The 14071-nt window shown below is 64.5% G+C and carries 14 protein-coding genes and 1 pseudogene; 5 read left to right on the forward strand and 10 right to left on the reverse strand.

Translation table 11 applies throughout. The annotated features are described in order from the left end of the window. Positions 1 to 64: 64 nt before the first annotated feature. Both J7E82_RS02060 and J7E82_RS02065 read right to left on the reverse strand, forming a co-directional pair. On the reverse strand, positions 65 to 637 hold the full coding sequence (locus tag J7E82_RS02060) for a GNAT family N-acetyltransferase (protein ID WP_214859843.1): 573 nt from the start codon (positions 635 to 637) through the stop codon (positions 65 to 67). 54 nt (positions 638 to 691) lie between these two features. Then, positions 692 to 2025 (reverse strand): annotated as a pseudogene (locus J7E82_RS02065) (LuxR C-terminal-related transcriptional regulator). A 168-nt stretch (positions 2026 to 2193) separates the two neighbouring features. On the opposite strand from J7E82_RS02065, the gene hxlB reads away from it, so the two are divergent. After that, positions 2194 to 2796, forward strand: a complete 603-nt coding sequence (gene hxlB, locus J7E82_RS02070) for a 6-phospho-3-hexuloisomerase (RefSeq protein WP_214859845.1) — start codon at positions 2194 to 2196, stop codon at positions 2794 to 2796. 55 nt (positions 2797 to 2851) lie between these two features. Continuing rightward, positions 2852 to 3475: a 3-hexulose-6-phosphate synthase gene (gene hxlA / locus J7E82_RS02075; protein ID WP_214859855.1), complete on the forward strand. Its 624-nt coding sequence runs from the start codon at positions 2852 to 2854 to the stop codon at positions 3473 to 3475. 389 nt (positions 3476 to 3864) lie between these two features. Here the strand turns inward: hxlA and J7E82_RS02080 are convergent, their stop codons facing one another. Continuing rightward, entirely contained in the window at positions 3865 to 4446 is a 582-nt protein-coding gene (locus J7E82_RS02080; protein ID WP_214859857.1) for a dihydrofolate reductase family protein, read from the reverse strand. 239 nt (positions 4447 to 4685) lie between these two features. On the opposite strand from J7E82_RS02080, the gene J7E82_RS02085 reads away from it, so the two are divergent. Further along, positions 4686 to 5234, forward strand: a complete 549-nt coding sequence (locus J7E82_RS02085; protein WP_214859859.1) for a hypothetical protein — start codon at positions 4686 to 4688, stop codon at positions 5232 to 5234. An 82-nt stretch (positions 5235 to 5316) separates the two neighbouring features. Here the strand turns inward: J7E82_RS02085 and J7E82_RS02090 are convergent, their stop codons facing one another. Then, positions 5317 to 5652 carry a DUF1508 domain-containing protein gene (locus tag J7E82_RS02090; RefSeq protein WP_308113560.1) on the reverse strand — a complete coding sequence of 112 codons (336 nt, stop codon included), beginning with the start codon at positions 5650 to 5652 and terminating at the stop codon, positions 5317 to 5319. Positions 5653 to 6021: 369 nt separating this feature from the next. Here J7E82_RS02090 and J7E82_RS02095 point away from each other — a divergent pair, with 369 nt between their 5' ends. Further along, entirely contained in the window at positions 6022 to 6438 is a 417-nt protein-coding gene (locus tag J7E82_RS02095) for a hypothetical protein (RefSeq protein ID WP_214859862.1), read from the forward strand. Positions 6439 to 6448: 10 nt separating this feature from the next. Then, positions 6449 to 7183: a DedA family protein gene (locus J7E82_RS02100; protein WP_308113547.1), complete on the forward strand. Its 735-nt coding sequence runs from the start codon at positions 6449 to 6451 to the stop codon at positions 7181 to 7183. On the opposite strand, the gene eda is transcribed toward J7E82_RS02100, so the two are convergent. From eda to J7E82_RS02130, 6 genes are all read right to left on the reverse strand, one after another. After that, positions 7123 to 7815, reverse strand: a complete 693-nt coding sequence (gene eda, locus J7E82_RS02105; RefSeq protein WP_214859864.1) for a bifunctional 4-hydroxy-2-oxoglutarate aldolase/2-dehydro-3-deoxy-phosphogluconate aldolase — start codon at positions 7813 to 7815, stop codon at positions 7123 to 7125. The genes J7E82_RS02100 and eda overlap by 61 nt on opposite strands. Continuing rightward, positions 7808 to 9193, reverse strand: coding sequence for a mannitol dehydrogenase family protein (locus J7E82_RS02110; RefSeq protein WP_214859865.1), 1386 nt, complete (start codon positions 9191 to 9193; stop codon positions 7808 to 7810). The genes eda and J7E82_RS02110 overlap by 8 nt, the downstream gene beginning before the upstream one ends. Positions 9194 to 9264: 71 nt before the next feature. Then, complete coding sequence (locus tag J7E82_RS02115; protein ID WP_214859866.1) at positions 9265 to 10233, reverse strand: PfkB family carbohydrate kinase; 969 nt, start codon at positions 10231 to 10233, stop codon at positions 9265 to 9267. 8 nt (positions 10234 to 10241) lie between these two features. Next, positions 10242 to 11453, reverse strand: coding sequence for a D-mannonate dehydratase ManD (manD, locus tag J7E82_RS02120; RefSeq protein WP_214859867.1), 1212 nt, complete (start codon positions 11451 to 11453; stop codon positions 10242 to 10244). Positions 11454 to 11521: 68 nt separating this feature from the next. Beyond that, positions 11522 to 12553 carry an L-idonate 5-dehydrogenase gene (locus J7E82_RS02125; RefSeq protein ID WP_214859868.1) on the reverse strand — a complete coding sequence of 344 codons (1032 nt, stop codon included), beginning with the start codon at positions 12551 to 12553 and terminating at the stop codon, positions 11522 to 11524. Further along, a complete protein-coding gene (locus J7E82_RS02130; RefSeq protein ID WP_214859869.1) occupies positions 12550 to 13971 on the reverse strand; it encodes an MFS transporter in 1422 nt (473 codons plus the stop codon). Before J7E82_RS02130 ends, J7E82_RS02125 begins: the two co-directional genes overlap by 4 nt. Positions 13972 to 14071 lie beyond the last annotated feature (100 nt).

Raw genomic sequence — 14071 nt, forward strand, 5'->3', positions numbered from 1 at the left:
GATCCTAGACGGGGAAGTGTGACGAAGACGACATTGCGTTAAGCGGGTTAACGCAGGCCCTTGTTCAGCCCAGGTTAAGGCGCATGAGGACGCGCGGGAAGCCGTTGATTACGGAGTCGGTGTCGGCGGCCTTGACGAACCCCGCTCGCTCGAAGAGTTGCCGGGTGCCTACGTAGGCCATCGTGAAGTCCACATGGTTGCCCTGGTTATCAACGGGGTAGCCCTCGATTGCAGGCGCGCCGTAAGCGCGGGCAAAGTCGACCGCGCCTTGGAGCAGGTGGTGGGAGGTGCCCTTGCCACGATGCCCGGGCCGCACCCTAATGCACCACACAGACCAGACGTCGAGATCATCCACATGGGGAATTTTGCGATTGTGCGCAAAGCTGGTGTCGGCGCGCGGATGGACGGCGGCCCAGCCGACCACCTCATCGCCGTCGTATGCAAGTACCCCCGGCGGGGGATCATGGCCGACCAGTTCCTTTACCAGTTCCCCGCGCTCAGGGCCATGCAAGGCCAGGTTCTGTTTGGAGGGGATGCGGTAGCTCAGGCACCAGCAGACGTTTGCGTCGGGCCGCTTGGGCCCGACCACCGCCTTCACATCTTCGAATTGGGTCGCCGGACGAATCTCGATGGCCATGTGGCCACCCTGTCACCCGCTTCCGACGGCGGCAAGTATCGTCGGCGGCGCGGCTTAGCGCAGGCCGTTACTATGTGCCATGGCGATGGCTTCGGTCCGCGAGGAGGCACCGAGCTTCCGGAAGATGTTCCTCAAATGGAACTTCACGGTGTTCTCGCTGATGTGCAGTTTTGCGGCAATTGCACGGTTACGCTGTCCGGCGGCAAGCAGCTGCAGCACCTCGAGTTCCCGTTCGCCAAGCTTCCAGTCGGCGACGCCGGCCAGCTGTCGGACTGGCGGGTCCAGCGGAAGGACGACGGCGACGTCGGCACCCCACCCTGGCATGACGTCAATCGAGATCCTGCCATCGAGCGCGTCAACCCTCTGGGCCAGCCTCACGATGTTCGGTGCCTCCGACGACAAAGCCCCCAGCCCGTCGTCGCGGACGTTGATCAGCAGGTTTTCGCCGTCCAGTCCCATTGAGTGCGGACGCGACGGACGTCGGGCTGCTCCACCATCGCCAGCAACACTCCGCGTACGATCGCGCGGGCGGCGTGGGCTACTTCGCCGGGCAGGGCGCGGCCGTTCACGGGGGGCTCGATGAACTGGACGTCGATTCCGCTGAAATGCATCAGGGGCCGCAGGTCGTCGCGGAGCCGCTGGAAGGCGGTGGCCACCGGTTCCTCCACCAGGTCCGTGGTGCGGTCATTCAGGGTGCGGAGCCCCACGAGAGCCTGGGCGGCGACGTCGGTTGCCGACTTGCGCGCCGCGGCGTCGGACAGCGCAGGGGACCGCAGGGCGGCCAGCAGCGTTTCCAGGGTGGTTGAATGCCGGTCGACCAGCTCTGCGGTCACCCTCACCCGTTCGGCGGAGGCGGCCCGGGATTCAATGAGGTACGACGGCGGCGCATCCGCCACCTTCTCCCGGATGCGCTCGGCTGCAAGGCGCCAGAGGTAGAGGAGCATCGACAAGGCTGCTTCCTGTTCTTCCAACCGACCGGACAGTTCCTCCTCCGGCGCAAACAGCGGCAGTGGCAGCGGGTCCGTCAGGACCAGCAAGGCGTTGCTGGCTGACGACAAGGCGAGGACGGGGCGGCCCTCGCCGCCGAGCACCGCTTCGCCCTGCCACGGTTCGTCCTCACCGGCGTCCAGCTGCGAAGACTCGGCCTCTGCCAGGCAGATCCGGAGCTGGTCGAGTTCGGCGATGGAAACCTTGCTGATGATCGCTTCGTCGCCGGCCTTTTTCTGTGGTCGCCCCGTGCAGTCCTCAGTGAAGATGATCAACGCGCTGCTTCCCACATAGGGGAGGATTGCCTCCCGCAGCCGCTGCGCGATCTCCGTCAGGGGCGCCGTGGAAAGGGCGTAGATGGCATCCAGGACGGGAGTCGCGTCGGCAAGCAGGTTCCCTATGGACAGGACTGAGCGAGCTTCGGGAGAGGGGTTCACCCGCCCAGTCTACGGACTTCCGGAAGCGATCCCTATCCCTTTGGGCAGGTGAAACTGCTCGACAACGTCGTTGGCCCCACCCTTTTGGCGCGACACGATGAATAGGCAACAACTTTTGAAGGAGGTACACCCATGAGTGTCATTGCAGAAACCGATCCGGCCGCCCTGGCCGATACAGCCGAGGCGGTGACCCGGAACCTGCTTCTGATCCAGGACGAAATACAACGGACGGGTGCCGGGGTTGACCCGGCACAGGTTGCGGCGCTCGCAGCCGAACTCAAGGCGGCCGACAGGATTTTCGTGACGGGAGCCGGTCGCAGTGGACTGGTCCTGAAAATGGCGGCCATGAGGCTCATGCACCTTGGCCTGACGGTGCATGTCGTCGGAGAAACAACCGCCCCCGCGATCCGAACCGGAGACCTGCTGCTGGCCGCCTCCGGCTCAGGCACCACGCCCAGCGTGGTCAAGGCGGCGGAGACTGCCGCCAGCCAGGGAGCCCGAGTGGCTGCCTACAGCACCAACACGACGTCGCCGCTGGCCGCCGTCGCCGATGTCGTAGCCGTCATCCCGGCAGCCCGGAAGACCGATCACGGCTCGGCCGTCTCCCGCCAATACTCAGGAAGCCTCTTCGAGCAGGTTCTGTTCCTGGCAACAGAGGCGGTGTTCCAGAGCCTGTGGGACGAGGACGCAGCAGCTCCCGAGGAACTCTGGCTGCGCCACGCGAACCTCGAATAAGCACCAGGCCCCACCATTCCAATCTCAAAACCCCAAAGAAAGTGATCTCCACATTATGAAACTGCAAGTCGCCATGGACGTTCTCACCGTCGAAGCCGCCCTCGGCCTCGCCGGCAAAGTTGCCGAATACGTCGACATCATCGAGCTCGGCACGCCGCTGGTAAAGAACGCCGGGCTTTCCGCTGTCACGGCAATCAAGACCGCGCACCCGGACAAGATCGTCTTCGCCGACATGAAGACCATGGACGCCGGCGAACTTGAAGCCGAGATCGCCTTCGGCGCCGGCGCGGACCTGGTGTCCGTCCTCGGCAGCGCGGACGACTCCACGATCGCGGGCGCAGTGAAGGCGGCCAAGGCCCACAACAAGGGCATTGTGGTTGACTTGATCGGCGTCGAGGACAAGGTGACCCGGGCCAAGGAAGCCCGCGCCCTCGGCGCAAAGTTCATTGAGTTCCACGCGGGCCTGGACGAGCAGGCCAAGCCTGGCTATGACCTGGATGTGCTGCTGAGCGCCGGCGAAGAGGCCCGTGTGCCCTTCTCCGTGGCTGGCGGAGTGAACCTCTCCACCATCAGTGCTGTACAGCGCGCCGGGGCTGACGTCGCCGTCGTCGGCGGCTCCATCTACAGCGCTGACGACCCCGCAGTGGCCGCCAAGGAGCTGCGCGCCGCCATTATCTAACCGTCCCCCAACAAATGCCGACGGCGGCCCGCACCCTATGGGCGCGGGCCGCCTTTTTTGTGGCCCCGATGCTGTTCCCTCCAAGCCCATCCCATGCCACACTTGGACGACAATTCGATTGGCTGGGGGATTACAGTCAGGAGATTTGTCATGGCCGGTTGGGCCTATCTGATGGCAGGGATAATAACGATTGACGGGCTCTTGTTGGGGCTCTTGCTGATGAACGTGAGCTGGCCGCCTAAACGGTGGAAAAGGGTTGCTGTCCGACGAACGACCAAGCCTCCTCGTTAACCTGCCCCGGCAGTTTCACCCGGGCAGTCGTCCCGGTGGGCACTTCGATGGCCGCGGTGTAGGTGTAGCTGCCGTCGGTGCTTTATTCGGAGGTTGCGCTAAGAACCCTTCGTCCTGGGAGCGTATTCGAGTTCGATCAGCCCATGGTCGTGCGACTTGGCACTCAACAGGTTCAGCAGCTTCGGTTCCTGCCCGGCGGGAAACACGCCGCGTCCCGCTCCGATGGCAATCGGCATAACAACAAGTCGCACCACGTCCACTTCGCCCGCTGCCAGGAACGCCCCGGCAAGGCTAAGGCTGCCCCAGACCACAATGTCGCCGTCGATCTCGCCTTTGATCCGGCGGATCGCGTCGATTGCGTCGGAGGATTCAATGGTCGCCTCCGGCATGTCTCCCCAGGGAGCGCTGGTGAGCTGTTGGGAGAAAACGAAGCGCCGGAGCCCGTTGAGCGCAGGCGCGATGATCTCGTCCTTTGAGGCAGGTGTCGGCCAGTACTCGACGAACATCCGGTACGTGTTTGCCCCGAGGACCATGGCATCCACGCCGTCCAGCCACTTCAGTTGGCTCCGATCGAACTCTGCCGTGCCGCCGTCGAGCAGTTCATAGAATGTGAATTCGTTGTTGGCATCGGCGGCGAAACCGTCGGCGCTTACGAACTCCTGGACGACTAATTGCCCCATGATCGGCCCCTCGCTTCTGTGGTTCCAGTTCCAGGCTTGTGCGGTTCGACGGACTCTACGCCGAGCGTGGGTCCCCATCAACCCCTGAAGCCTATGCAGTCCGGACACGGATTCACAGCCTCCTGACAGTATCCGAACAGGGGCGCCTTATCTTGCTGCCCCATGTTTGTATCAGGGCGATGCAACCAGCCGTCCGTCCGTAAAGAGCCGTTTCGCACGGCGGATTGAGGAGACAGCACATGTCACGCAAGAAGAGAATCACACTCGGCGTCGCGGCCGGGGCACTGGTACTGGGTGCCGGCCTGGGAGTGACCAGTATGGCATCCGCGGCCACAACCCCCAGCCCCAGCCCAAGCGCCAGTGCCTCGGCAGACAGCACCGCGCCGGCCGACGGCTTCGGCAAGCGCGGCGGACACAAGGGCGACCGGGGCCAGCTGGCCGCGGACCTTGCCAGCAAGCTTGGCGTCGAAGAGTCCAAGGTGACCGAGGCGCTGAAGGCGTTCCGGGAGGCCAACAAGCCAACAACTCCGCCGGCCGAAGGCACCAAACCGGACCGTTCCGCGATGGACGCGGCACTGGCCAAGTCCCTCGCGGAGTCGCTCGGGGTTGAGGAGTCCAAGGTCACCACGGCCCTGGAGGAAATCCGGGCAGCGTCCCAAGCGGAACGCGCCGCGGCCCTGAAGACGCGGCTGGACCAGGCCGTCACTGACGGGAAGCTGACGCAGGCGGAGGCCGATGCCGTCACCAAGGCCGTAGAAAACGGCATCATCGGCGGCGGTCGCCACTAGGCTGCCGCTAAAACGACGACGACGGTCCGCACCTTTCGGGCGCGGGCCGTCGTCGTCTCCTGTGTGAAGTGCCTATTGCCTTTCAGGCAGCGCCCATCCAACGGCTGTGAAAAGTTCGGCGCGAAGCCGTAGAGCGAACGTGCATTTCTCGCGCGCTGGCATGTCGTCCTTCCTGTGTTTGTTGGACGGAGGGTGCTTGGGCAGGTGCAGCCGGTGAACCCGTCCGGGCCTCAGGGCAAAGGTCGGTGATCAGCCCCCTGCCGGCGTATTCACGTACGGAAGTGATGCCTGCAACCGCGGCGGCCTTGTCGCCGAAAGGCTTGGAAACGGCCATCACCGTCCCGTCCGGGGCTTTTAGCCGGAACCTGAAGGAGGCGTCCGCATCAACGAAGAGCTCAAAAATACCGGCCATGACCATGCTCCCGTTCTGCGGGTCACCTGTCGGCTGCGCCTTTGCCACAGCTCAGTAGGATGCGCATTCCTGCGGTCCGTTCCCGCTGGTTGTTTGAATGTCTATTGATCCATTCGTTTCGTAACCAGAGTCTCCTCCCCGTTCTTCACGTCCACGGATCATCCAAGTAAAAGGTAAGTAAACACACGGCGCGCCTCGTCCTGCCACACCCCTACAGCACCTCTGGATGGTCTCCTCGAAGCTCGCCACCTGGTGGAGTCCTGAGTCGGGTCTCTTCCGGAAACCCATCGAATGGAGCTACAGTTGATTTCCCGGAAATACGTGCAGGGGGGAAGCGGTCAGGCAGGGGCCGTTCACATTTAGACGGAGACCACAATGACCATCCATCCAGACCTCAATCCAAAGCAGTCACCTATCAGGGATTCGATGCCGCCTCTCGAATCCGAGCTGTTGGGGGTGTACGTTCCGCCATCCGGACTGTTCCAGGACGACCTCGGGCGTGAATTCTTTGTCACGGCAGTCGAGTTCTGGGACGGGATGACCGTGGTAAGCCTCTGCTGGAAGCGTAGGCCGGTGGCAGGACAGGGCGGTCCGCCCTTGACCGTAATGGATGAAAACGGCCTGGTGCTTGGAGTCAAGCGCATCTGGGCAGCCGGATCGCGCTCCGTGCAGCATTTCGAACCCATTCCGAAGACGGCGCGTGCCTTGACCGTGCTACTCGCCAGGGGCTCCGGAACCCAGGAACTCTTCAGCTGCAGGACACCGCCGCCCAAGACCGCGCCTGTTCAGTGAGCCTGCGCAGGTGACGTCCGGTTCCGCTGAGAATCTCGATGGCCTTGTTGGGGTAGCCGCCCGCGCCATTGACGCGATGGGCGAGTGGGGAGTAGGGCTGTTCACCCTGGCGGAAACGATCTTCCCGCCAATTCCCAGCGAAGTTATTCTCCCGTTGGCGGGTTTCCTGACAAAGCAGGGAACCATGAACATGGTCCTTGTCTTTTTCACCAGCACCTTGGGTGGCTACCTTGGCGCCCTGTTCCTGTACTGGCTGGGCGCGCGGCTCGGCTTGGAGCGTTCAATCCGCTGGCTTTCCAGGCTTCCCCTCACTGAGCGCGAGGATTTCGAGAAGGCCGCCGACTGGTTCAAGCGACATGGCCGCTCGGCGGTTTTCTTCGGCAGGCTGGTCCCCGGCGTCCGCAGCCTCATTTCCCTGCCAGCCGGCGCCGAGAAGATGAACCTGCTCACCTTCAGCGGGTTTACATTGGCCGGTAGCGGAATCTGGAACGGCCTCCTGATTGGCCTGGGCGCTTTGCTCGGAGCCCAGTACCGGCTCATCGAGCAATATTCACGCTTCCTCAACTACGCCGTCTACGCCGCTCTAGCGGCTACCGTAACTTGGCTGGTGATCCGCAAGGTCAGGAAACGGAAGGTGCGGGACGGCGGCCAGGCCAATCCGGATGAAGCGCAGGATGAAGCGTCCTATGAAGCGTCCGACGAGTCACCAGACGAGACGCCGGAGGGCAAAGCCCGCACCGAATAGCTTCGGGAGACGGCGAGGCCGGCGGCTTCCCCCGCAAGGACCGTAATCCTTGGCCAATCCTGGCCCTCGACGGCGTCGCCCGGGGTCAGCCAGCTGCCTCCGACGCAGCTGACGTTGGCCAGTTGCAGATAGTCTGGCGCCGTCTTCAGGCTGATACCTCCGGTGGGGCAGAATTGAACGGCGGGGATGGGGGCCCCAATGGCCGCCAAGTAATCGGGTCCTCCGGCGGGCCCTGCCGGGAAGAACTTCATGGCGCTCAGGCCCTCTTCCAGGACGGCCATGGCTTCCCCTACGGTGGCTACTCCAGGAAGCACCGGCAGGTCCATGCCCACTAGGTGCCTGAGCAGCGACGGTGTAACTCCCGGGCTGACGAGGAACCGGGCTCCGGCAGCGGCTGCGGCATCTGCCTGCCCTGGTGTCAGGACGGTACCGGCGCCCAGCATCATGTCCGGAACCTCCGCCGCGATGAGCTTCAGCGATTCCAAGGCACTCTCGGTCCGCAGGGTCAGCTCGATGATGCGGATGCCGCCGTCCACCAAGGCCTGCGCGACGGGCACTGCGGATGCCGGGTCGTCGATGGTAACCACCGGGATCACAGGGGAAACGTTCAGGATGCTGGTGGCGTCAGCCATGGTTGATCTCATTTCTCAGGCCATCGAGTCCGTGGGCGTCGATGGCGCTGTACCAGTGGGTGAGGAGGTCCATGAAGGACGAGTTGGCGGCGAGCTGCCCGTCGAAGACGCTCCGGCAGTTCAGGAGCGCCGGTACGACGGCGGCGGCCGAGCGGGCGGAGGGAAGGGCTGCCTGGAGTTCGGCGGCGAGGGGATCATCCAGTTCCGCCGGGCTCACAGACGCCACCCGATGCATCCAGGCGGCGACGGCGAGCGACGCCCAGCGTGGTTCGCGACCGGCGTCGAGGTTTGCCCGGACCGTGGTGAGAAGCCTCAGGCCGATTTTCTGCGAGCCGTCACTGCCCACCTTGGCCGTTGTGTGACCCAATGCGGGGTTCGCGAAGCGGCTGAGCACCTGCTCGCAGTACGCTTCGCCCTCCAGTCCCTTGGGGAGCTCGACCGTGGGCAGCACGTCCTCGATCATCATTCGGCGGCAGGCTACCAGGAAGGCGTCCTCGCCCACCGCCTCGCTGATGGTGGCCTTTCCTGCGGCCAGCCCGAGGTAGGCGAGCATGGAGTGGCTGGCATTGAGAAGGCGCAGTTTGGCGGCCTCCCAGGGAGCCACGTCGTGGGTGAACACCGCTCCGGAGTCCTCCCAGCGGGGCCGCCCCGCCGCGAAATTGTCCTCGATGACCCACTGCAGGAACGGCTCGGCCACCACGGCGGCTTCGTCCCGCAACCCGAGTTCGCGTTCGACGGCGTCAAGGTCGGCTGCCGTCGTGGCCGGAACCATTCGATCCACCATGGTGCTTGGAAAGGCGACGTTTTCCTGCACCCAGGAGCGCAGCCGCTCGCCCTCCAAGGAGGGCAGTGCAGCCGCGAACGCGAGCACCAGCTTTTGCGTGAGTTCGCCGTTGGCCGGGAGGTTGTCGCAAGAAACCACGGTGAGCGGTCCGGCGTCGGCGAGGGCCCGGCGCTGGAGTCCCCGGGCCAGCTGGCCGATCGCTGTCCGTGGTGGTCCACCAGCGAGGTCCGACTGGACCTGCTCGTCGGCGAGGTTGAGGCCGCCGCCGGCTGGGTCGATCCGGTACCCCTTCTCCGTGACCGTCAGCGTGACGAGGCTTGTCCGGCCTGAAGCGATGCGTTCGATCACCGTTTCCGGATTGTGGCGGCCGGAGATTGCCTCGGTGATGCTGGAGACAAGCCTAAGGGGAGCGGCGCCGCTGCCCCGTTCGACTACCGAGAACAGGCCATCCTGCGGCGCAAGCTGTCGCGCCACAATGTCAGAGCGCTGGGTGACTCCGGTGATCCCCCAATAAGAATCGCCGGAGGCCAGCATGGCGTCTTCGGTGAAGACGGCGGTATGGGCGCGGGCAAAGGCGCCCAAGCCAAGATGCACAATGCCGGGCCGGAGGGTGCCCCGCGCCAGCAGTGCGCGGTGGTTTCCCCTCTCGGCGAGAGTGGCGGCGTTTAGGCGTGCGATGACAGTTCCCCTCCTCTGATGGCCTCCTGGGCATGCGCCCGGGTCTGCTCAAAGCTGGGGATGAACCCCGTGCCGCCCTTTCCGCCCACCACGAGAGAGGCTGCGGCAGCGCCGTAGCGTGCCGCTTCGGCGAGTGTGTCGCCAAGGACCACGCGCGCGGTCAGGGTTCCGACGAACGCATCGCCGGCCCCAGTCTGATCCACTACAGCAGGCGCAGGAATCGCGTCGATCCACAGCGACTCCAAGCCTTCCAGCAACCGCACACCTTCGGCACCACAGGTCACGGCCACGTTGGCCGCCCCCAGGTCCCGCAGTCGGGCGGCAGCATCCTCGGCGGAAGCGCACTTCAGGAGTGCCGAGGTCTCGCCGGGAAAGGACGGCGTGACCAGGAAGGCCTGCGGCGCCAGGGCTTCGAGCCCCGAGGCGGCGTCCGCGGCAGAAGAGAGCCGAGGCCGGAAGTTGGGGTCGAATACGAAGCGGCCCGACAACGACGCAGCCTTGGCTACTGCCGCACGCGAACTTTCGGAGATGGCACAGGCGATCCCGCTGGCGACCACTGCTCCCGCCGTAGCAAAGACGGCGGGGTCGACGTCGTCCGGGCTCAAAGTGGAACCCACGCTTCCGCTGCGCGCGTAAGAGAACTCCCGCTGTCCGTCCGGGTCACTGTGGACCAGGTACACGCCCTGTTGGCCCTTCCGGAACCGGAGTAGCGCAGTGGAGATTCCCAATTCTGCGATCCGGCGGGCGATCGCCTGGCCGAGGTCGTCGTCCGTCAGGACGGCGAGGAGGCCCACGCGGGCACCTGCTGCGGCGGCCGAAGCTGCCACATTCAGGGCATCGCCGGAGATGCCCAGCCGGGCAGGAACGCCGTGCCCGAACGGATCGTCCGTGGCTACTTCAACGAGGATCTCGCCCAGCACGACGACGTCGAAAGGCTGGCTCTGGTTCTGCTGCATTGAGGTGTTCACCAGTCGTGCACCGAGCCGTCGAGCCGGCGATTGATGGGCAGGTACTTGGGATCGAACGGGTACAAGGCTGCGGCCGCCTCATTGAACTCCACGCCCAGGCCGGGCGCATCACCGGGGTGCATGTAGCCGTCCGTGAAGGTGTAGGAGGTTTTGAATACCTCGCCGGCCGGTTCACGATGGCCCATGTATTCCTGGACCCCGAAGTTGGGAATGCCCATATCCACGTGCAGCGCTGCTGCGAAGGACACCGGCGACAAATCACCGGCGCCGTGGGAACCCGAACGGACGCCATAGAGGTCTGCCAGGGAGAAAATACGCCGCAGGTGCGTGATGCCGCCCGAGTGGGACACCGAGGTGCGGATGTAGTCGATCAGGCGTTCGGTGATCAGTTGCTGGCAGTCCCAGATCGAGTTGAATACCTCGCCGACGGCGATGGGCGTAGTGGTGTGCTGCCGGATGAGGCGGAACGCCGACTGGTCCTCGGCGGGCGTCGGATCTTCGATCCAAAAGGGGCGGTACGGCTCGAGCGAGGCACCCAGCCTGCCTGCTTCGATAGGGGTCAGCCGGTGGTGGACGTCATGCAGGACATGGATTGCGTAGCCGAACTCCTCCCGGACGTGCGCCATCATCCTGGGCGCAAAATCCAGGTACGCGGTGGTCTCCCAGGTGTCCTCCTGGGGCACGTTGCCGCTGGCGGGCTCATAGGTTTTGCCGTCCACCGGTGCGATCCCGTAGGTCTTTTCCAAACCGGGGATGGCTGCTTGCGCCCGGATGGCCTTGTAGCCGAGGTCCAGGTGATGCTGGAAGTCTGCGCTGAGGTCCTCAAAGGTGGAGCCGCTTGCGTGGCCGTACACCATCACGCCCTCGCGGGCGGCCCCGCCCAGGAGTTCGTAGACTGGCATGCCGGCGGCTTTCCCCTTGATGTCCCACAGGGCGACGTCGATCGCGGCGATCGCCGTCATGGTCACCGGGCCGCGGCGCCAGTAGGCGCCCTTGTAGAAGTACTGCCAAGTGTCCTCGATCCGCCGGGCGTCCCGGCCGATCAGCAGCGGGCAGAGGTGTTCCGTGAGGTAAGCCGCCACGGACAACTCGCGGCCGTTAAGAGTTGCATCCCCGATGCCGGTGATCCCGTCCTCGGTTTCGATGACGAGGGTGACGTAGTTTCGTCCCGGAGACGAAACCACTACCCGTGCGTCGGTGATTTTCACTGGATTTATCCTTCAAGTAGGTCGCAGTAGTCGTCGTTATGAGCCCTCATAACGACGACTACTGTCAGTTAGCTGGGAGCGAGGCGGAGCATGACCTTGCTGCTGCCGGAAGTGGGATCAGCGGAGACCTTCATGGCCTCCTCGGCCTGGTCGATGCCGAATTTGTGCGTGATGATGGGCGAAACATCCAATCCGGCGGACATCGCGGCGATCGCGTCACTGATTTCGTCCACAAAGCGGTAGGAGCCTATCCAGGTGATTTCGCGGGTCACGAGGTCCCCAAGGGCCGCCGGAGCGGCGGCCCCGGGGAGGTTGCCCACCTGGACCACTGTTCCGCCCCGGGCCGTGGCGCGGAGGACTTGGCCCAGCACACCGAGAACTCCGGACGCCTCGAACACAAGCTCCACATCTTCCGGCAGCGTGTCGGGCCCGGCGACGTTCAGGACTTCATCCGCGCCCATGGCTTTGGCGATCCGCAGCGAGGAAGGGTTGATGTCTGCCGCCGTAACGGATCTGGCGCCGGCATACTTTGCCGCAGCCATCACCAGGGAGCCGATCGGCCCGGCGCCATTGACCAGGATGTCCCGTCCGGCGAGTGAACCGGCCCGAGCCACTGCATGCATGGCGACCGCCAGGGGTTCGGCCAGTGCGCCCCGCAAGGTGTCTACGCCATCGGGCAGTGGACGGACCTGGGAGGCGCCGACTGTCTTCCGCTCAGAGAAGCCGCCGTCCGTGTGGGGATCGAAGGCAGCGGAGCCAAAGTACCTCACCTGTGGGTAGAGGTTGGTCCGGCCTGCCAGGCGTGCGGGCATCGAGCCATCTCCCACCAGCTCCGCAGGATGCACCGTGACGGGCTGGCCGACTTCCAGGTTGCGGACGCCGTCTCCCAGTTGAGCGATGCGTCCCGCCACCTCATGCCCAAGGACCAGGGGTGCCTTCAGAAATGCCGTACCGGAGGCACCGTGCTTCCAGTAGGAGAGGTCCGAACCGCAGATTCCGCCCCATTCGACGTCGATCACAACCTCGCCGGGACCGGCGACGGGCTCGGGGCGGTCGTCGACGCGAAGGTCATTGGCCCCGTGCACTACTACCGCTTTCACGCGGCATCCTCGAGGCGAACCAGGTCGCGTCCGCGGACTTCGGGTCCGACGGCGGCGGAGACAAGGGTGATGAGCGAGTAGCCGATGAGCATCGCGGCCAGCGGCCACCAGTGCCCGGTGACGGCCGTGAGCGTTGCAGCCAGGATCGGGCCGATGGCCGTGGCGAGGATGCCGCCGATTTCCTTGGCCAGTGCCAACTGGGTGAACCGGGTGCGGGCGCCGAAGAATTCGGCCATGGTGACGCTTTCCATGGAGAACAAGCTCAGGACTCCGAGGTTCAGGCCAATCACCATGGCCACGGTGATGACTGCCGTGTTGCCGCTAGTGATCATCAGCATCATGGGGATGGCGAAGAGTGCGGTCAGCGTGCTGAGTGCAAGGTACAGAGGGCGGCGGCCGAAGCGGTCCCCCAGGATTCCCATCAGAGGAATGGTCAGGAAGCCCAGCAGGGAGCCGTACATGATGGCCGTGGTTCCCACAGTCTTGTCAACGAGAAGCACAGTGGCGAGGTAGCCCACAAGGAATGTCTGCACGAGGCCCGAGTTGCCTGCCTGCCCAAAGCGGAGGCCCAGGGCGATGAGGAAGGCCTTGCCCTTGCGCTGGTGAAGGGCCTTTTCAATGGTGCTGGCACTCTTGGTGTCGACGCCCGTGTTGCCAGCCGCGACGGTGCTGGCAGCGGCCTTGGCCCCGGTGATTTCGCGCCTGGAGAGAGCGACGCCGTCGACGACGTCTTCGCGCTGCTCGAAGACCGGGCTTTCCTTGAGCGAGCGGCGGATCCATACCGCGAAGATCATCAGGAGGAAGCTGGCGAGGAACGGAATACGCCAGCCCCAGCTCAGCAGCTGGTCTTCAGGGAGGAGGCCGACAAGGATGGCCCAGAGGGCGGAAGCCGCGAGCGTGCCGGAGTTCGTTCCGAGGCAAACAAGGGAGGAGATGAGGCCGCGGCGGCGTGCTGGAGCGTACTCCGCAAGCATGACAGTGGCACCGGCGATTTCGGCGCCCGCGCCGAAGCCCTGGACCAGTCTCAGGGCTACGAGAAGGATGGGCGCCCAGATCCCGATCATTTGGTACGTGGGAAGGACACCGATCAGGGTGGTCGATGCGCCCATCAGGGCGATCGTGATGAACAGGACTTTCTTCCGTCCGATCTTGTCTCCCATGCGGCCGAAGTATACGGCGCCGACCAGGCGAGCCACATAACCGACGCCGTAGGTAGCCATAGCAGCAATCAGGCCGACCACCGGGCTCACGTCCGGGAAGAAGATCTTGTTGAAGACGATGGCTGCCGCCAGCGAGTAGAGCTGGAAGTCCATGAATTCCATGGCGGTGCCAAGCCATCCGGAGACAGCGGCTTTGGCAAGGTCGCGGGTAGTCCGTGATGCCGGCTTGGCCGACGGGGGCGCGATGCTCTCAGTCATCAGGTGCTCCTTTGCATGCGATGAGACGTTTAGGTAGTTGGGGAGGCATCTAATGGGGATCATCGTCCCGCCTAGGGGGAGTTCTGTCCCGCCGCTGAGC

Source organism: Arthrobacter sp. ISL-30, assembly GCF_018613855.1.
Lineage (GTDB): Bacteria > Actinomycetota > Actinomycetes > Actinomycetales > Micrococcaceae > Arthrobacter.